Annotated in this window: 20 protein-coding genes and 1 other annotated feature; of the genes, 1 reads left to right on the forward strand and 19 read right to left on the reverse strand. The window is 37.4% G+C overall.

Annotated elements, in window-relative coordinates; all coding sequences use genetic code 11:
- Positions 1-9: 9 nt before the first annotated feature.
- The 15 genes from coaBC to ACEN4L_RS00605 form a co-directional block, all read right to left on the reverse strand.
- Positions 10-1,215 carry a bifunctional phosphopantothenoylcysteine decarboxylase/phosphopantothenate--cysteine ligase CoaBC gene (gene coaBC, locus ACEN4L_RS00535; RefSeq protein WP_407095376.1) on the reverse strand — a complete coding sequence of 402 codons (1,206 nt, stop codon included), beginning with the start codon at positions 1,213-1,215 and terminating at the stop codon, positions 10-12.
- Positions 1,216-1,414: 199 nt separating this feature from the next.
- Positions 1,415-1,630 (reverse strand): DNA-directed RNA polymerase subunit omega, encoded by a 216-nt coding sequence (gene rpoZ, locus ACEN4L_RS00540; RefSeq protein ID WP_304511187.1) that lies wholly within the window; start codon positions 1,628-1,630, stop codon positions 1,415-1,417.
- A gap of 5 nt (positions 1,631-1,635) precedes the next feature.
- A complete protein-coding gene (gene gmk / locus ACEN4L_RS00545; protein ID WP_407095378.1) occupies positions 1,636-2,250 on the reverse strand; it encodes a guanylate kinase in 615 nt (204 codons plus the stop codon).
- Positions 2,251-2,297: 47 nt separating this feature from the next.
- Complete coding sequence (locus tag ACEN4L_RS00550) at positions 2,298-2,525, reverse strand: YdbC family protein (protein WP_204210730.1); 228 nt, start codon at positions 2,523-2,525, stop codon at positions 2,298-2,300.
- 146 nt (positions 2,526-2,671) lie between these two features.
- The gene (locus ACEN4L_RS00555; RefSeq protein WP_407095380.1) at positions 2,672-4,051 is read right to left on the reverse strand and encodes a patatin-like phospholipase family protein; all 1,380 of its coding nucleotides are present in this window, start codon (positions 4,049-4,051) and stop codon (positions 2,672-2,674) included.
- 182 nt (positions 4,052-4,233) lie between these two features.
- On the reverse strand, positions 4,234-4,863 hold the full coding sequence (locus ACEN4L_RS00560) for a V-type ATP synthase subunit D (protein ID WP_407095382.1): 630 nt from the start codon (positions 4,861-4,863) through the stop codon (positions 4,234-4,236).
- 6 nt (positions 4,864-4,869) lie between these two features.
- Entirely contained in the window at positions 4,870-6,246 is a 1,377-nt protein-coding gene (locus tag ACEN4L_RS00565; protein ID WP_407095384.1) for a V-type ATP synthase subunit B, read from the reverse strand.
- A complete protein-coding gene (locus tag ACEN4L_RS00570; protein WP_407095386.1) occupies positions 6,239-8,023 on the reverse strand; it encodes a V-type ATP synthase subunit A in 1,785 nt (594 codons plus the stop codon). The genes ACEN4L_RS00565 and ACEN4L_RS00570 overlap by 8 nt, the downstream gene beginning before the upstream one ends.
- A 12-nt stretch (positions 8,024-8,035) precedes the next feature.
- Positions 8,036-8,347, reverse strand: coding sequence for a V-type ATP synthase subunit F (locus ACEN4L_RS00575; RefSeq protein ID WP_407095388.1), 312 nt, complete (start codon positions 8,345-8,347; stop codon positions 8,036-8,038).
- Entirely contained in the window at positions 8,337-9,341 is a 1,005-nt protein-coding gene (locus ACEN4L_RS00580) for a V-type ATP synthase subunit C (RefSeq protein ID WP_407095389.1), read from the reverse strand. The genes ACEN4L_RS00575 and ACEN4L_RS00580 overlap by 11 nt, the downstream gene beginning before the upstream one ends.
- Positions 9,342-9,353: 12 nt before the next feature.
- On the reverse strand, positions 9,354-9,932 hold the full coding sequence (locus ACEN4L_RS00585) for a V-type ATP synthase subunit E (protein ID WP_407095391.1): 579 nt from the start codon (positions 9,930-9,932) through the stop codon (positions 9,354-9,356).
- A 46-nt stretch (positions 9,933-9,978) separates the two neighbouring features.
- Positions 9,979-10,458, reverse strand: a complete 480-nt coding sequence (locus ACEN4L_RS00590) for a V-type ATP synthase subunit K (protein ID WP_407095392.1) — start codon at positions 10,456-10,458, stop codon at positions 9,979-9,981.
- 46 nt (positions 10,459-10,504) lie between these two features.
- Positions 10,505-12,463 carry a V-type ATP synthase subunit I gene (locus ACEN4L_RS00595; protein ID WP_407095393.1) on the reverse strand — a complete coding sequence of 653 codons (1,959 nt, stop codon included), beginning with the start codon at positions 12,461-12,463 and terminating at the stop codon, positions 10,505-10,507.
- The gene (locus ACEN4L_RS00600; RefSeq protein WP_407095395.1) at positions 12,450-12,776 is read right to left on the reverse strand and encodes a hypothetical protein; all 327 of its coding nucleotides are present in this window, start codon (positions 12,774-12,776) and stop codon (positions 12,450-12,452) included. Before ACEN4L_RS00600 ends, ACEN4L_RS00595 begins: the two co-directional genes overlap by 14 nt.
- 46 nt (positions 12,777-12,822) lie before the next feature.
- Positions 12,823-12,868 (reverse strand) — a sequence feature (sodium ion sensor (DUF1646 type); this cis-regulatory element may regulate processes involved in with the transportation of sodium ions).
- A 278-nt stretch (positions 12,869-13,146) separates the two neighbouring features.
- The gene (locus ACEN4L_RS00605) at positions 13,147-14,016 is read right to left on the reverse strand and encodes a DegV family protein (protein WP_407095396.1); all 870 of its coding nucleotides are present in this window, start codon (positions 14,014-14,016) and stop codon (positions 13,147-13,149) included.
- 144 nt (positions 14,017-14,160) lie between these two features.
- Between ACEN4L_RS00605 and ACEN4L_RS00610 the strand changes: the two genes are divergently transcribed.
- On the forward strand, positions 14,161-14,499 hold the full coding sequence (locus tag ACEN4L_RS00610) for a hypothetical protein (RefSeq protein ID WP_407095397.1): 339 nt from the start codon (positions 14,161-14,163) through the stop codon (positions 14,497-14,499).
- A gap of 67 nt (positions 14,500-14,566) precedes the next feature.
- Here the strand turns inward: ACEN4L_RS00610 and ACEN4L_RS00615 are convergent, their stop codons facing one another.
- Genes ACEN4L_RS00615 through ACEN4L_RS00630 form a run of 4 tightly spaced genes read right to left on the reverse strand, consistent with a single transcriptional unit; the run spans position 14,567 to position 18,058 of the window.
- The gene (locus tag ACEN4L_RS00615; RefSeq protein ID WP_407095399.1) at positions 14,567-15,265 is read right to left on the reverse strand and encodes an ABC transporter permease; all 699 of its coding nucleotides are present in this window, start codon (positions 15,263-15,265) and stop codon (positions 14,567-14,569) included.
- Between the two features lies 1 nt (position 15,266).
- Positions 15,267-16,211, reverse strand: a complete 945-nt coding sequence (locus ACEN4L_RS00620; RefSeq protein ID WP_407095563.1) for an osmoprotectant ABC transporter substrate-binding protein — start codon at positions 16,209-16,211, stop codon at positions 15,267-15,269.
- Positions 16,212-16,231: 20 nt separating this feature from the next.
- Positions 16,232-16,867 (reverse strand): ABC transporter permease, encoded by a 636-nt coding sequence (locus ACEN4L_RS00625; RefSeq protein ID WP_407095401.1) that lies wholly within the window; start codon positions 16,865-16,867, stop codon positions 16,232-16,234.
- Between the two features lie 15 nt (positions 16,868-16,882).
- The gene (locus tag ACEN4L_RS00630; protein WP_407095403.1) at positions 16,883-18,058 is read right to left on the reverse strand and encodes a betaine/proline/choline family ABC transporter ATP-binding protein; all 1,176 of its coding nucleotides are present in this window, start codon (positions 18,056-18,058) and stop codon (positions 16,883-16,885) included.
- Positions 18,059-18,114 lie beyond the last annotated feature (56 nt).

The following is an 18,114-nucleotide window of genomic DNA, read 5'->3' on the forward strand; positions in this document are numbered from 1 at the left end:
TTCACACCTTTACTTGCTCATTTTCTTAATCACTTGCTGAATGATCTCCTCAGCAACCTCTTTTTTGGATCTAACGGATACTTCCACCGGTTCTTCATCCGTTGAAAAAATGGTCACTTCGTTCGTATCTTTATTGAATCCGGCATGCGGTTTGGAAACGTCATTGGCTATGATCATATCAGCCTTCTTCTTTTCCAGTTTTCCTTTCGCATAGCTTGCTACATCATGCGTTTCGGCCGCAAACCCTACTAAGTATTGATGCGTTTTTTCTTGACCCATTGTAGCTAAAATATCTGTTGTTTTAGCTAAAGGAATCGTTAGAACAGCTTCACTTTTTTTAATTTTTTGTCTGGCTTGATCTATAGGAGTGTAATCGGACACGGCCGCTGCCATAATGACTGCGTCCGCTTGTTCAAATTGATCAAAAACAGCATCATACATTTCTCTTGCAGAATCTACAGGGACCAGCTGGACCCCAAAAGGTTTTTTTAACGCAGAAGATGCAGATACCAACGTCACATCTGCTCCCATATCTCTAGCTGCGGCTGCTAAGCTGTATCCCATCTTCCCAGAAGAATCATTGGTAATGTAGCGAACAGGATCGAGCCGCTCTTTAGTTCCCCCGGCAGTTATTACAAATTTCTTTCCGCTTAAAGGCAAGTCTTGTTGATGTTTTAATAAGAAGCTTTGAATAGTCTCTACAATATTTTCCGGCTCTGGAAAACGTCCTTTTCCATCGTAACCTTCTGCTAAAAATCCTGTATCAGGTTCCATAATAAAGTGCCCATCGTTCTCCAACTGTCGCCAATTGCGTACCGTAGCTGCATTTTCTAACATACGCGTATTCATTGCAGGAACAATCACTATCGGAGCAGTTGTCGCCAACAATGTAGTGGTCACAAAATCATCTGCGATTCCATTAGCCATTTTTGCCATGATATTGGCTGTAGCAGGTGCTACAACAGCCAACTCAGTCCAATCTGCTAAATGAACATGACTGACATTTGCAGAATCCTTTTCGTCAAAAATATCTGTATACACATCGTGTTTGCTTAATATTTGTAACGTATAAGGCGTTATGAATTCTGTCGCTGCTGATGTCATAGCTACTTTCACTTCAGCACCTCCTATGATCAATCGTCTTACCAAGTCTGCTGCTTTATAGGCAGCGATACCGCCAGTAATGTATACCGCTATTTTCTTCCCATTTAACACTCTGATTTCCCCCGATCTTTAGTGCATTTTTAACCATGCATTCTTCTCTATTCTACTAAAAAACAACCCATTTGTCTTTAAAGAGAATGGAATAAAGCGATTGCCGCATTGAATATACGCTATGTCTTAAAGATTTCGCACTATAAAAAAAACAAAAGAGTGGAACATTTTTACGCTGTTCCACTCCTTTATCGATTGATTAAGCTTCTGGTTCTACTGTAGTAGGATCAATCACTAAATCCCCACTTGAAATTTCTTCTAAAGCTCGTCCAACATTTTTAAATGATTTATATTCTTCCAGCATTGGCATTGCTTTTGCTTCCAATTCATACGCTCTTTTACTAGCTACGATTACTAAAGAATATTTTGAATCTATTTTTTCCAATAATGCATCTATAGAAGGATCCAACATCATAATTCTCACATCTCCTCAACGATTTTTTTATATCTGTTTATGACTCTAGGTACTTTTAAATGTTCACTTTCGATAATATGTTTGATTTTAGCGACTGCATTCTCTACTTGATCATTCACAACAGCGTAATCATAGTGATCCATCATTTTGATTTCTTCAACAGCTTTTTCCAAACGTTTTTCGACTAAAGCTATTTCTTCAGTGCCTCGATTAAGAATACGGGTTTTGAGCTCCATAATATCGGGGGGAGTTAAGAAAATAAAAATTCCGTCAGGCATTTTTTCGCGTACTTGCCTTGCTCCATTGACCTCGATCTCAAGGAAAACATCTTTACCCTTGCACAACGTTTCTTCTACATACTCAAGCGGTGTTCCGTAGTAATTGCCTACATATTCAGCATACTCTAACAAGCCGCCAGTTTCAATCAATTTTTCGAAGGCTTCTCTAGATCTAAAAAAGTAATCTACTCCATCTTCTTCACCAACTCGTTGGTTACGAGTCGTCATAGAGATTGAATATTCAAAATCGATTTCTCCACTATCAAAAATTGCTTTTCTTACTGTCCCTTTTCCTACTCCGGACGGTCCAGAAAGAACAATCAATAAACCACGTTCAGTCATATGTTACCCTTCCTATCTACACAGTTTACACCTAAAGATGGTCCTCATTACATGAATTCAGACTCTTTTAAAAAATCTGTCAACTTTTTCATTTCTTCATTGGTTAACGTAATCCCTTTACTCATTTTATCATGTTCAGGAGACCATTCGCGTAAATCAAATTTTGGTGGATTACCATTCCAGCTAACTAGATTCAATTCTTTCTGCCAACCCTTTGCATTCTGAGAAAGTACTAAAATTTCTTCTTTGATGTCAAAAGAGATTTTTTGTGCCATTTCGTTCACCTCGATTAAGAAAATTGAAAAAGTCTTTTTAGATTTTTTTTGCTTATCTTCTAGTTTAACATAAAACAGTAACTTACTGTACTACTTTTTAGCTTTTAAAGGCTTTTTTTGGTATTTTACCTAGTTATAAATAGAAACTAGCCTCTTTTGTTTAAAAAGAATAGAAATAACGCAATTAAAAAAGGATATGGACGAACACGAATTATCAATTGGACTTTCCAATCGTTCAATTCATTTTTATGCTGGTTTTCTAAAATCGATAAGAAATAAAAACATACTTTAAGATTGGATAATAAAGGAATACTTTCTCTAAATTCTTCTTGCCATTCTTTAGCTGTCTTGATGATATCACTCGTTCCCGAATTTTGAATAACTGCGATGACATCATCAAAAGACATTTTTTGAGTCATTTGTTCATATTTCGCTTTAACTTCTTTTTCAAATTCATCAAACGTATAAACTTTTGTTGGGTGCAGATGAAACATCTTACCTGTCAATTCATGAAAAGCATAAGTAAATGCTTCTTTTTGAACTCTGCCATACCAGTTGATATTCAATTGTTCCAATAAAAACCGCTGATTTTTTTCGTCTAGCAAATAATTTTTTATCTGCTGCTGTGACTGTTCAAGAAATAAAGCCACTTCTTTATAAAACTGATTATAATGATCTTGAAAGCTTCTTTTGTCAAATGTATACCACGAACCTTCGTACTTGCCAAATTTTTTCATGGCATCCAAGTAGCCTAGTTGAATATTGACTTCAGCTCGATTTCCGTCGAACAACAACATATCTCCTAAGGGCCACTTGCTGGTAATATGATACGATTCAACATTATCAGGGACAGAATAGTTTCGGACTTTCCCGTTGATGTTGATGTCTGCAATGATGAGGTGTGTGGGATTCCGTTTAAGAGCCACATCTACCGGAACATTTTCGCTATAGCCTCCATCTATATATTCTTTATCTTCAATCATTGTAGCAGACATAGCAGGATACAGGGATGCGCTCGCTAAAAGATAAAGATCCAACTGCCCTTCCGGAATATCTTCAAGGTAAAAAATCTGTCTTTCTCTGCTGACCATTTCAGTAACTGTCAGTCCAAATTCAATCCCGCTCTTTCGAATTTCACTTTCTTTAATGATGTACTCTCTAATTAAAGTCAGCAGCGGCTTAGAACTTATCCCTCTGTTTTTTATGGCCGTTAATAAGAATTTACATAATATCTCACTGTATTCGTTAAAATTAGACGGCTTGGAAGACAACTCAAACTCTACAACGTGATTGACTTCTAATTCTTTCCACATCCGCTCAGCTAGTTCATAATCTCCTTGTAAAATCACCGCCCCGTTCAAAGCTCCTACAGAGGTACCTGTAATAATATCTAACGCTACTCCCAACTCTTTCAATGCTTTCCAAACGCCAACTTGATAAGAACCACGCGCACCGCCTCCACCAAGAACCAGGGCTATTTTTTTGTCTTCTGATTGAGGTTGTAATAAGGTTTCTGCTTCCTTCATAAACTAATCCGCTCCTATAGTACGTATTACTTACAGTATAACTGGAATTCAGTCTTATCTGAAAGAAAAGCGCATTTTACCTCCTTATGGGTCAAAAAAATAGAGAAGAAAGAAAACCAAATTGGTCTTCTTTCTTCTCCTTACAGACTAGCACCAAAGGATGAGCAGTAAACAACTACCGATTACCCCATATCCTTCACTTTCATCAATCGAGTGATTTCAGCTCGTTCGCTTTCATCTAATTTCATTTGAATGAAATAAATGGTTTCTTCCAATTGTGGAATAGTGCGGTATTCCAATGCATTCACTCGACGTCTTGTGCTTTCAATTTCATCCGCCAATAATTGACACGTTTTTTCGATTTCTGACAACTCCAAAAGTTCCTTCATAACAGCTGACATTTCTTCGATAGAAACATCTAATTCACTATTGGAATTTAAATAACCATAAGAAACATCACTGGTATTGTCATCTTCTTCGGAGTAATCAAAATTCATTACCGGAACGTTAACACTCATAATATTTTTTTCATAAACACTTAAATTAACCGTGCGTGGAGGAACTGCCACCAATTCTTCAATGTATTTTTCATTCAGCAATGATTTCGCCATGACGAAAGATTGCATTGCAGAAATCAGCTTGTCTTCTACCACAGTACGCAGTTGATTGTTTTTTTTGATCAATTCAATAAACTGACGCATCAATTCATCTTGTTTATCTTTTAATAATTTGTGCCCACGACTTGCCAGACTCAATCGGTCTTTCAAGTTCGCCAGTTCCATACGTGTCGGATTAACGTTCAACTTAGCCATTTAGGTTCACTCCCCTTTTGGTAAGTATTCATCTAACATATCATCTTTAATCCGTTTCAATTCAGTTCTAGGCAAGATTGACAACAATTTCCATCCCAAGTCCAGCGTATCTTCGATAGTACGGTTTGTATAGAATCCTTGGTTTACATATTCTTCCTCAAATTGAGTCGCAAATGCTGCAAACTTTTTGTCTGTATCGGATAAAGCAGATTCTCCTAAAACAACTGCTAATTCCTTAGCTTGTTTCCCCTCTGCATAAGCAGCAAACAATTGGTTCATCGTAGCAGAATGGTCTTTTCTGGTTTTACCTTCCCCAGTCCCTTTATCTTTCAAACGAGACAATGAAGGCAATACATCGATTGGAGGTTCAACATTGTTGTTGTACAACTCACGAGAAAGAATAATTTGTCCTTCAGTGATGTAACCAGTCAAGTCAGGGATTGGATGAGTAATATCATCCTCTGGCATAGTTAAAATAGGAATTTGTGTTACAGAACCTTCTGAACCAACTAAACGGCCAGCACGTTCAAACAATGTTGCCAAATTGGTATACAAATATCCAGGATATCCACGACGCCCAGGAACTTCACGACGAGCAGCAGAAATTTCACGTAATGCTTCACAATAGTTTGTCATGTCCGTCATGATAACCAACACGTGCATTCCTTTTTCATAGGCCAAATATTCAGCTGCTGTCAAAGCCATACGTGGAGTAGCGATCCGTTCAATAGCAGGATCATCTGCTAAGTTAAGGAAAACTACTGAACGGTCAATAGCACCTGTTTTACGGAAGTCTTCCATAAAGAATTCAGCTTCTTCAAAAGTGATCCCGATACCAGCAAAGACAACCGCAAATTTTTCGTCAGAATTCAATACTGAAGCTTGACGAGCGATTTGAGCAGCCAATTCCTTATGTGGTAAACCTGATCCAGAAAATACGGGCAATTTTTGTCCACGAACTAATGTGTTCAGGTGGTCAATACTTGAAATACCGGTTTGAATAAATTCATCCGGGTAGTCACGAGCCATAGGATTAATCGCTTCACCATTGATATCTAAGGTTTTTTCCGGAATAATTTCTGGGCCACCGTCGTTTACTTCACCCATCCCGTTAAACACACGACCAACCATGTCTTCAGAAACTCCCAAAGATAAAGGTTTACCGGTGAAACGGACTTTGGTGTCACGTAAGTTGATTCCAGAAGGACCTTCGAAGATTTGAACCATGGCTTTGTCGCCATTGATCTCTAAAACTTGGCCTCTGCGTTTTTCACCGTTTTGCATTTGAATGTCTACTAATTCATCAAATTTAACCCCTTCGACACCTTCAACAGTCATCAAAGGACCTACAACTTCATTGATTGTACGGTATTCTTTAAGCATCTGTATCCATTCCTCCTTTTTCAACAACTTGGTGAATGGTTTCTTGAATAGAGTTACGTATGTCTGCAAATTGAGCAATTTTATTCTCAGGTAAGAACTTACCGCGACCAATACGTTCTCTTACGTCTACCGTGCCTTGGATGATTTCATCAAAGTAGGCGCCTAATTCCATTCCTTTTTTCGCTTCTTCTTCAAAAGTCAGAATTGTGTGCAACATTTCGTATTGTTTTTGGATAGAAGTGGTGGAATCTACATCATCAAAAGCATTTTGCTGCAAGTAGTCTTCACGGATCATACGTGCAATAACTAATTTCAAGCGGTCTCTTTCAGATAATGATTCTGCCCCAACTAATTGAACGATTTCTTGTAGTTCTGCTTCATCTTGTAGTAAAGAAGAACTGCGAGTAACCATTTTGTTCCAGTCAACACCTAATGTTTCACCAATGTAAGCTGTCATTTCATTTACATAAAGTGAATAAGAGTCCAACCAGTTAATGGCTGGGAAGTGACGTTTTCTTGATAGACCTGCATCTAGTCCCCAGAATACTTTTGCTACACGCATAGTATTTTGAGTAACCGGTTCAGAAGTATCTCCACCCGGAGGCGAAACAGCCCCAATAGCAGTGATGCTCCCTTCTCTGCCTTCATTACCTAAAGCAACAACTTTTCCAGCACGTTCGTAGAATTCAGCTAAACGACTTCCTAAATAAGCTGGATAACCTTCATCCCCTGGCATTTCTTCTAAACGTCCAGACATTTCACGCAACGCTTCTGCCCAACGAGAAGTAGAGTCAGCCATGATAGCCACACTATATCCCATATCACGGAAGTATTCTGCAATCGTAATCCCTGTATAAATAGAAGCTTCACGAGCTGCAACGGGCATGTTTGAAGTATTGGCAATCAAAATCGTACGTGCCATAATCGATTCGCCTGTATTCGGATCAATCAATTCAGGGAATTCGTTGATAACGTCCGTCATTTCGTTTCCACGTTCTCCACACCCAACATATACTACGATATCTACATCGGCATATTTTGCGATTTGGTGTTGTACAACTGTTTTTCCAGCACCGAAAGGACCTGGAACAGCAGCTGAACCACCTTTAGCAACTGGGAATAACGTATCGATAACACGTTGTCCTGTTTTTAAAGGCGTTGTAGGGTTTAATTTACGAGCTGCTGGGCGTCCCTTACGAACAGGCCATTTTTGAGTCATCGTAAATTCTTTTTTGCCTTCTTCTGTTTCAAGTACGTAGATCGTTTCTGTAATGTTGAATTGTCCAGCTTCAATAGCTGTTACTGTTCCTTCTACTCCCACAGGAACCATAATTTTATGGTCCACAACTGGTGTTTCCTGAACATGTCCAATAACATCTCCAGTAGATACTTTAGTTCCAATAGTAACTGCTGGTTTGAATTTCCATTTTTTCTCACGGTCTAGGGGTTCAATAGAAACACCACGACTTAGATAGTTACTTTCTGCGCGATTCAAGAAAGTATCTAAGGGTCTTTGGATTCCATCAAACATTTGTGACATAATCCCAGGTGCAAGTTCAACAGATAAAGCTTCTCCTGTTGTTTCTACTGGTTCTCCTGGTCCTACCATTGAAGTTTCTTCATATACCTGAATGGAGGCAATGCTTCCTCGCATTTCAATAATTTCACCAATCAATCCAAGATTCCCGACTCTACAGATATCTTGAATATTGGCATGTTCCATGCCTTCAGCCGTAACAAGCGGCCCAGAGACACTTACAATTTTTCCTTTATCCAAACTGGTTACCTCCTATAAAATATTTTGTCCCACTGCTTTTTCAACATTATCTTGAATGCGTTTTTTCCCAATATTCAATGTTCCAGTATGATTGGGGATCAAAATAATTGCGGGTTGTATTTTGCTGTCATAACGACTAATCGTATCTGGTATCTTTTCCCCCAATGCTTCAGTGAGGTAAATAATGCCATACTCATTTTTGGCTAAGTGATCAACCGTTTTTCTGGCTTCTTTGGCTTCAGATGCGTAGAAAACATCAAAGCCCAACATTTTAAATGGTAAGATAGAGTCTTTATCTCCAACTACTCCAATTTTATGAGCCATAATTCATACGCATCCTTTCTCTTACGCTCTCTATTGGCAGGCCGTTTTCTTTCCCTGCCAAAATCATCCGCAAGTTTTTAACTTCTGTTTCTTTAGCGTGAATAAAGGCTAATAATGGGAGCGGACCAAAAGGCTGTAATTTAGCTTTTTGCATCGTTTCCATCACAGCATTATCTGTTTCTAAATCAACTTTTACTGGAGATAACTCATGTGTTTCAGTGTCCAATGAAGCTTGCACAATAGAAGCAAAATTACCTTCAGATAAGATTTTCCCAGCACTTTCTAGATCCTCTTTGCCTAACTCTACTAATTCTTCTTTTGGAATATTACCAGAGCTGGACAAAATAGTGACTAAGAAATTACGGCTTTTTTGTTGTTTAATGGCTCTGGATAAAGTAGATAAGTTATTCAAGTCAATGTAATATTTCACAAAATCAAGAATTTTTGCATTACCTATTCTTTCAGCCAACCATCTTAAATGAGTAAAATAACGACGATCCAAGATAATGTCTACAGATTGAATATTGTGGTATTCTTCCTCTGCAATTAAAACTTCTTGTATGCTGTCGATATACGCTTGATCCAAGTCTTCTGAGGTACCCACCTCAACAGCTTGTCGGTAAGCAGACATTGGTACCTTCCCGATCGGAATCAGCATTGAGTCAAAGTCTTCTCCTGTGATTTTAGCTTTAAATAAAACTTTTAGATTGTGATACGTATACCGCAATGAAAACAGTTCCACTAAGTCAGGATCAGGACTTAGTGCAAACATTTCTGCATAGACACGTTGCAATTCTTTCGTCAGCAAGGCATCGTAATCTCTTGTTTCTAAAAGTTCTTCTACATCATTACGGTAAGGAGTATCTTTTAAGACCAGAGTTGCTTCTTCAAAACTATTGGCTTGCAACATACGTTCAAATTGATCATTTTGAAGGAGACTGCTCTCATAAACGCGGATTCTTGCATTCGATCCAGCAAATGCTGTATCTTTCATTTATTCTCCTCCTTATTGAAACAATTTTTGCGATACAGTTGGTAAGACATCTTCTCTCGTATCATCGACTAAAGCATCAAAAATGTAATTGTAGTCGATACCTTTGTGACGAATAACAAATCCTGCTTTTTTAGAAACTTGCTCATCACTTAGACGAACAGCTTTCCCTGCTTGATTCTGCTTTTCTATCCATTGAGAAGAAACAAATGAACAAGATTTTTCTCCAACCACTAGTTCTACTTCTTTGTTTTCGTATTGCTCCAAAACAGCAGCTAGAAACTGTTGGAATTCCTCTTGATTCAATTGTTCCATTCTTTCTTTAGCTGAATCGAATACAGCAGTTATAGCTTGTTGTTTTTCAGCTAACAATTGATTTCTTTTTTGATTGGATAAAGCATTTTTATCTTTTTCATATTGAGCCATTTGTTCAGCCTGAATTCGTTCTTGACGTCTTTGTTTTTCGGTTGCCAAGTTCTCATTTGAAGCTTGGATTAATTGTTGCGCTTCTTTTTCAGCTTCTTGAATAACGACTTGGATTTCTGATCGTTTATTTTCCATTAATCGATCTGTGAGTAATTTTAAGTCAGCCATGTTTTCCCTCCATTCTGTTTTACTTTATAGACTATAGAATGAATCATTAGCCATTTAATACAAGTAAGAATGAAATAACGAATCCTAAGATAGCGTAAGTTTCTACCATGGCAGAATAGATAATCCCTTTAGTTGCATGTTCAGGTTTTTTAGCTAAAATTTGGATACCTGCAGAAGCAACACGTCCTTGAGAAATACCTGAGAACAAACCAGTAAATGCAATTGGTAATGATGCCATAAACATGTACATACCTTGTGCTAAAGTAGTGTCTGCACCTGTATTTAAGAAAATCAAGAAGGCGATAACGAAACCATAAAGCCCCTGAGTACCTGGAAGCAATTGAAGAATCAACGCTTGACCAAATTTTTCCGGTTGTTCTGTTGTTAAAGCAGCAGCTGCTTCCCCTGTCATCCCAACACCTTTAGATGATCCAATACCTGCAAAGATTGTTGCCATAGCTGCACCTAAAGCAGCGAACATTAAACCACCATTATTTTCAGCAAAAAATGTTAACCAGTTTTCCATTTGTAATTCCTCCATTTATAATTAAATTGTTTTTTTTATTTTGATCTTACTTTGAGTCTTTCTTTAGATAAATATGTTTTTCGAGTGTTTTTAGTGGAGATAAAGCTCTACCGCCACCTTCATAAAACTTGCCGAAAAACTCAACATATTGCAAACGAGCAGTATGCACGTACGCACTTAAATAGGTTAAGAAAATATTTAGTGAATGCAATGCTATGATGAGAACGATACCTATACTGAATCGAGCTGGAGTAGGAAGGTATTGTACAATCATATTAAAGGCAACTGCGATACTACCACCTGAAACTCCCAGAGCCATTAGTCTAGTATAACTTACTAAATCACCTACATATCCGGTAACCCCGTATAAGTTATATAGACCTAATGCAAATCCAAGTCCTTTATTTTTAGATGCCATAGTAGAAACTAAAATAATACCAATGACATTTGCAAAAATTAGGATATAGGATATGATGCGTATCACAGGATTTGGCATGATCATCATGTCTACTACTAAAAGAGCTAAACCGATTAACACTCCAGCCCACGCTAAGCCATCAATGTAACTAGAAGCTCGTTGTTGCTGCTTCCATTTCACTACTCCATTTATCATTAAACCATAAACCATTTGAATGAAACCAAAGATAACTGACACAATAAGGATGGTAATCACATCATCCGTCGTAGAGAGCAATTGTATCGGTAACGTTGCACCGAAGAAACTTCCATAAATAAGACCCCAAACAATGACTGAGTAAGAAAGTAAATGGAAAAATCGTATAAATCTCCCCATACCCTTGTCTAACTTCATAAATTTCATTGCCACAAATGTTCCGATCATCAGTACAAGACCATAGCCTAAGTCAGCACTCATCATACCAAAGAAAACAAGATAGAAAGGCATCATAAAAGGTGTAGGGTCTATATCATTATACTTAGGTAAACTGTACATCTCTGTAACACTTTCAAAAGGCTCAACGACAGCATTATTTTTCAACACTGTTGGAACAAAAGCATAGTCTTTACTGCGGATGTCGTCAGACATAATCGCATAATTTTCTTGCCCAATATGTTTATCTAATAAAGTAGTTAAATCAGAAACTTCTTCTTCCTCAAGCCACCCATTTAAAATAAACAAACTGCTTCCATTTAATAACAAAGATTTAGCATTCTCACGTTGAACTAAGTTGAAATAATATTCTTCTGATAGTTTTAAGTGATCTATATCTGAGTTATAACTACGTAGTTTTTCTTTCAATTGTTTTTCTTCTTCAGAAAGTTTATTCAAAGAGCTTAAAACTGACTTCAGCTCTTCTTTTGGCAAAGAGTGATAAGGATAATTCAGATTTGTAAATTGAAATTGATTTAACACTTCATTTACTTCAGCAAATGAATCAGATGGCGCAATAACCAAATAAGCTGCTTCATCTTTGTATCGGAAAATTTCTTCCACATAAGCAAAACCGGAATCTTTTAAAGCGGCGTTAAAACTATCAGCATTTACTGATGAAATAACTCCTATCCTGCCGGTAGTTACCTTAAAGTCATCTAAATCATTTGGATTAAAGTCCAACCGTTCCCATCTTCTTAAAAAGTTTTCGGTATCTGTTAAACTTTTCCGTTGTTGATTAATATCAATTATTTCTTTTTCGATTTGTCTAACTTCATCAATTACTCGATCTAAAGGAAAATCAGCCACTTTTTGTTCCAATTCTTTTAGTGTATACTCTTTTCTTCCTTGTCGCATTTTTTTCAAAGCACTGGGTTGTTTGACGTATTGATTTAGATAAGCCAATGTACTTTGAATCGTTTTCATATTTTCCTCATAGATGCCTCTGTTTTGAGGTAGAGTTTCACGAGAATAATAATCAAGTAATTCAGTTTCTTCTAAAGTTGACAAATCAAATAGTTCAAGCTTTTGCAACTCTTGTACTGCTTTTAAAAGCTGCTCTTTATTGGCTTGTTCCGCTAAAAGTGTTATTTGTTTCATTTTAGCTATTGCCATAACGTTTAAACACCACCTTCAATAGTTCATTGACAACTTCATCTTTATTCTTTTCAACAACTTGTTGAATCTTCTCTTTTTCTTGAGCAACTTCCTCTGCAATAACCTGTTTATCATTTGCTAACAATGTGCTGTATTTCTCTTTTTCATCCTCTTCAAATTTCGTTAAATCTTGTTCAAGGATTTCTTTATTGTGTTGAATTGTTTTTTCAGCATCTGAAACAATTTTCCCTGCTTCAGATTGACTATTTTTTCGCAATTCTTCAATTTTTTCTTCAGCTTGTTTAACATATTCAACAGCTTCGAGTCCCATTCCTTCACCCCCTTAAAAGTGCAAAAAAAGACATCAGCAAAGAAGAATCTTCTCACCCTAGAAGACGTCTTCTTGAAAGCTAATGCCCAACCGATTTTGCTTATTTAACTAATAAAACATTAACACAATCGAATTATTTCGTCAATATAGACTAAGCATGCAAGATCTATATCGGTTATTCAATCAGGGCGTTAAGTTTTTTTAATAATGAGTAACAATTGCATTACTCTATATAGAATTTATCTTACTCTGGACATTTCCTACATACTAAAAATAATAGCACTTTTTTACTGTTACAACAATATATATAGTATAACATATACCAACTTTACACGCTTAAAAATATTTAATCAATAATAACTAACGTCTCTTATACTCTTTCTTCTCCCATAGAAAAAATCGAGAGTGAACCATACCCAGTATGAGACGCAATCGTTGGTCCATACGGATAAATCTTGATATCTTTTACAGTGATTTGCTCTAGGAGTTCTTGTTTTACCATCTCAGCTTCGTCTGGTACACCTACATGCCCAATAAAAATGGTTTGTTGTTCAGGGTTTATAATTCCTTCAACGGTTTTACTCACTAAATGGTGTAAAGACTTTTTACGTCCTCGGACTTTACCAGCTGGTACTAAACCTCCTGCCGGATTAACAACTATGATAGGTTTTACGTTCAATAACGTTCCTAAAGTAGCTGATAACGCAGAGACTCTTCCTCCGCGTTCCAAATGTTTAATGTCATCAACAGTGACCCACGAATGGAGCTTCATTTTATTGTCTTCCAGCCATTTAGCAACTTCCTCTATTGAAGCTCCTGCTGATTTGCGCATCGCAGCTTCATAAACTAGTAAACCTTCTCCTAGACAAGCAGCTTTGGAATCTACAATAGTGATATTCACATTTGTATAGTCTTCTTTTAATTGTTCTACAGCCGCAACAGCATTATTGTAAGAACCACTTAAAGCTGAAGAAAAAGCTATATACAAAACAGGAATCTCTTCTTTTACGTACTTTTCAAACACATCGATATATGTACCAATATTGATTTGAGAAGTAGTAGCCATAGCTCCTTCTTTTAATTCTTGAAAAAATTGATTGCGGTCAAATATTTTGCCCATATCATCAACCAATTCTTTTCCATTCATATGAACAGTTAAATTCACTACATCGATGTCTTGTTCTTCAATAAATGTATAAGGCAAATCGCAACAAGAATCTGTGATCAATTTATAACTCATTCAACTCACTCCGACCTTTAGTATTTTATTCCTTCTTTATTATGACAGGTTTTGCGAAAATTAAAAAGAGAAAATAAAAGATTGCATTATTGAACATTTGTTCGTATAATATAGAAAACGAACAAATGTTTGGAGGATGCACACATGGAAAAAAATAGTGCCGTAACATTATCTGCTTTTAGCTTTTTGCAAAAAACAAAATTATTTTTGACAGATGCCGCTTCACCCACTCTACTGCCCCAAATGCCAATGGAACAAATCCTTTATTTTTTAGAACAGGCTCACTTAAAATCCAAACCCATTATCATTCAAACCACTGATCGAAGCAACAGTTTCGCTTTTCATGAATACACTGGAAAACTAATGATCTCTCCTAAAGATAACGAGAAAATTATTCTGTCTAGTTTAGATAAAAAAACAATCTCTATGATCAAAATGGATGAAATTCGCTATATCCAATTGACAAAACGCACTGCTAAATAACTCAAAAAAAAAACAAAAGATACAGGATTCCGTATAAATGAACCCTGTATCTTTTGTTTTTTAGTGCTTAATTTTTTGGTTGCGCTACCTTTGACTCGAACAATCGGGTGGATTGTGTCGGATCTAATTTTTTTTCGATCCATCCTAAAACGACATCGGCAATAACAGCCATTAAAGCAGTTGGAATAGCACCAGCTAGGATAATCGCTCCACCATCAGTGGCATTAACCCCTCTTGCGATAATGTCCCCTAATCCTCCAGCACCAATAAAGGTTCCTATGGCTCCGATACCAATACCAACTACAAGGGCATTACGAATTCCACCCATGATAACCGATAAAGCTAACGGCAATTCTACCATTGTAGTGACTTGCCTTCTTGTCATTCCCATACCTTTTCCAGTGTCTAGCAAACTGTCATCTACACTTCGGACTCCCGCATAGGTATTTTTTAGAATCGGCAGTAGAGAATAAAGGAAAATCGTCACGACTACGGTTGTAGCTCCTAAACCAAAACCTAACATCAATATCGACAGCATAGCTAAGGAAGGGATCGTTTGAAGCACATTGGCTATCCCGATTACCCATTTAGCTAAATTTCCATGTCTGGAAATCCAAAAACCGATTGGGATACCAATGATGGCTGCAAATAAAACGCCATATATCGACATCAAAAAATGCTGAATAAATTGACTCCACACATAAGCACCGTTTTGAGAGAAATAATAAATCAATTGCTCGAAAACATTCATGTCTGTAATATTCATGCTATTCCCCTCCGTTCGTAGAAACTGACGTATCTTCAAAATAGTTGTTGTCTTGTAAAAATTCTTCCGCAACTACTTGCGGCTCTTTTAAATTGTTGTCTGCTTCATAATTCATTGTTTGCATCTGTTCTTCACTGATCGTTCCTTCTAGTTTCAATAAAATTTCTTCTAATTCGGGATAATTTTCTAATACCTCATTAGTAGCAACAGGACTTGCATCGTAAGGAGGAAATAACCTCAAATCGTCTTCTAGAACTACCAGATCATAACTGGCAATACGTCCATCTGTAGAATAACCTAAGATGATATCCATTTCCCCAGCGGCCAAAGCATCATAAACCAAACCGATTTGCATAGGGTAAACTCTGTTAAAGTCAAATCCATAAGTATCTAAGAAAGCATCGTACCCGTCTCCTTCTCGTTCGATCCACGAATTGTCCACACCAGCCTGCATATCTTGAGCGTATGGTTCCAAATCACTGATTGTTTCCAAATCATATTCATCAGCTGTTTCTTGTGTCACCATAAAGGCATATGAGTTAGCAAACCCATATGAAGGGAACCACGTTTGATCAAATTCCGTTTGGAACCCTTCCACAACTACTTTCAGGGCTTCTTCAGGATCTGTGATCGGCGCAAGACCTAATTCTCCCGTCAATGAAGTCCCAGTATATTTAACACCAGCAATATTTGCATCTCCATTTAATAAAGCCTGATGACTTACTGTTGAAGAACCTAAATTATTGATGACTTGAACATCTATATCATCCATATAATGCTCGACCATTCCCTCAACTACATAACTCATGATCAATCCTTCTGTCGAAGTTACACCAGCTACTGTGATTACTTCACCAGATGTCCCGCTTCCAAGACCTGGTAGAGAACACCCTGCTAAAGCCAACGCGCTAAAAAGCGACAAGGCAATCGTTTTTTTCTTCTTCAAATATTTCATGTTGTATCCTCCTATTTCGCAGTTCGCAAGTTGACTGGAGTGACTTTTTCTTCTACTTTTCCTAAAAGAAAATCTACCAGCAACGCTAGTATGGTAACAGGGATCGTTCCACCAATAATCAACTCGGGAATATATAAGTTTAAGCCGTTAAAGATAAAGTCGCCTAAACCGCCTCCGCCAATGTAAGAAGCTAAAGTAGCCCATGCAATAACATACACACCAGATAAACGTATGCCAGCCATGATAACAGGAGCTGCTTGCGGCAACTCAACAGAGAAAATCAATTGCCTATTAGTCATTCCCATCCCTTTAGCTGCATCGATCAAATCTTTGTCTACTCCTTCCATCCCAATATACGTATTTCTCAATATTGGCATCAAAGAATACAAAAATAACGCAATAATAGCTGGGAATTTTCCAATTCCGAACAATGGAATCATTAAGGCCAATAAAGCTAGTGATGGTATAGTCTGCAACACTGTGATTGCACTAATGAACCCACTTGCGATTCGTTTATATCTAGTCAGTATAACTCCGATGGGTACAGCTACAAGTATCCCTAAAACTAAAGCAATAGCGGATATATATAGGTGCTCCCATGTCAATAATAGAAGTTGCGAACCATTGTCAGTTAAAAAATCTATCATGCATACCCGTCCTTTCTATTGCTCTCCACTTATTTCAGGAGTAGTTCCCAAGGGAATATCTTTTGCTTCTTCCAGATCTCCCCAAATATTGTCGTACACGATTTCTGCAAGAGAACCTCTTGTTACCAATCCAATCAATTTCCCTTTTTGATTTACGACCGGGATATTTTTAAATCCGATTTTCAACATACGTTGAACAGTATCACGCAACAATGTGCCCGAACGGACAAAGCGGATTTCACCTTGCATCACATCACCAACACTGGTCGCTGTTCTGCGGTAACGGTCAATGTCTTCCAGTCCTACCATTCCTTTTAAAACACCTGAGTCATCAGTAACAAATAAGGTATCTACTTTACGGTCGCGCATCAATCGAATAGCATCTTGTAAAGATTTCCCTGGAGTTACAGAAACGGGATTTTTGATCATGATTTGGTCAACAGTCTGAATGGAAGGTCTAGCTTGCAATAAGCGGTCTTCTCCGAGGAAATCTTCAACAAATTGATTTGCGGGGTTGGCTAAAATATTTTCAGGAGTGTCAAATTGCACCACTTGACCATTCTGCATAATGACAATACGGTCAGCCAATTGCAATGCTTCGTCCATATCGTGAGTAACAAAAACAACGGTGCGTCCCATCTCTTCTTGAAGGTGCTTGACCAATTCTTGCAAAGCATCTCTCGTGATCGGGTCTAACGCACCAAAAGGTTCATCCATGAGAATAATATCCTGATCAGCAGCTAATGCCCGAATAACACCAATCCGTTGTTGTTGCCCTCCAGAAAGTTCATTAGGGTAACGATCTAAGAACTCTTTAGGCAGATCCACTCGTTTGATCAATCTTTCTGCTCTTTCCCTTTTCTTTTCCTCTGGCCATTTCAACAATTTCGGAACCAAAGTAATGTTTTCATAAACCGTCATATGCGGCATAAGTCCGATTTGTTGAATCACATAGCCGATTCCTCTACGCAGTTCAACTGCATCCTTCTTCATGATATCTTCCCCATCAATCAGAATTTGGCCTTTACTAGGTTCGATCATACGATTGATCATCCGCATAGAAGTTGTTTTCCCACTCCCACTCGTTCCAATAAAAACAATAAACTCCCCATCATTAAAGGTTAAATTTATATTTTCTACTGCTTTTGTGCCGTCTTTATATATTTTAGATACATTCTTAAATTCGATCAATTTAGTCCACCTCTTTAGGTTTTATTTTTAATTGTACTTTATACAAGTGTTGCATA

The sequence above is a fragment of the Desemzia sp. FAM 23988 genome (assembly GCF_045528365.1).
Lineage (GTDB): Bacteria > Bacillota > Bacilli > Lactobacillales > Carnobacteriaceae > Desemzia.

Coding starts and splice junctions, on each gene's coding strand:
- gmk (WP_407095378.1), bottom strand. CDS start 2,250: ATGACTGAACGTGGTTTATTGATTGTTCTTTCTGGACCGTCCGGAGTA.
- ACEN4L_RS00595 (WP_407095393.1), bottom strand. CDS start 12,463: ATGGCAATAGCTAAAATGAAACAAATAACACTTTTAGCGGAACAAGCC.
- ACEN4L_RS00580 (WP_407095389.1), bottom strand. CDS start 9,341: ATGAAAGATACAGCATTTGCTGGATCGAATGCAAGAATCCGCGTTTAT.
- ACEN4L_RS00560 (WP_407095382.1), bottom strand. CDS start 4,863: ATGGCTAAGTTGAACGTTAATCCGACACGTATGGAACTGGCGAACTTG.
- ACEN4L_RS00550 (WP_204210730.1), bottom strand. CDS start 2,525: ATGGCACAAAAAATCTCTTTTGACATCAAAGAAGAAATTTTAGTACTT.
- ACEN4L_RS00565 (WP_407095384.1), bottom strand. CDS start 6,246: ATGCTTAAAGAATACCGTACAATCAATGAAGTTGTAGGTCCTTTGATG.
- ACEN4L_RS00605 (WP_407095396.1), bottom strand. CDS start 14,016: ATGAGTTATAAATTGATCACAGATTCTTGTTGCGATTTGCCTTATACA.
- ACEN4L_RS00585 (WP_407095391.1), bottom strand. CDS start 9,932: ATGGCTGACTTAAAATTACTCACAGATCGATTAATGGAAAATAAACGA.
- ACEN4L_RS00555 (WP_407095380.1), bottom strand. CDS start 4,051: ATGAAGGAAGCAGAAACCTTATTACAACCTCAATCAGAAGACAAAAAA.
- ACEN4L_RS00590 (WP_407095392.1), bottom strand. CDS start 10,458: ATGGAAAACTGGTTAACATTTTTTGCTGAAAATAATGGTGGTTTAATG.
- ACEN4L_RS00600 (WP_407095395.1), bottom strand. CDS start 12,776: ATGGGACTCGAAGCTGTTGAATATGTTAAACAAGCTGAAGAAAAAATT.
- ACEN4L_RS00575 (WP_407095388.1), bottom strand. CDS start 8,347: ATGGCTCATAAAATTGGAGTAGTTGGAGATAAAGACTCTATCTTACCA.
- ACEN4L_RS00615 (WP_407095399.1), bottom strand. CDS start 15,265: ATGAATATTACAGACATGAATGTTTTCGAGCAATTGATTTATTATTTC.
- rpoZ (WP_304511187.1), bottom strand. CDS start 1,630: ATGATGTTGGATCCTTCTATAGATGCATTATTGGAAAAAATAGATTCA.
- ACEN4L_RS00625 (WP_407095401.1), bottom strand. CDS start 16,867: ATGATAGATTTTTTAACTGACAATGGTTCGCAACTTCTATTATTGACA.
- ACEN4L_RS00610 (WP_407095397.1), top strand. CDS start 14,161: ATGGAAAAAAATAGTGCCGTAACATTATCTGCTTTTAGCTTTTTGCAA.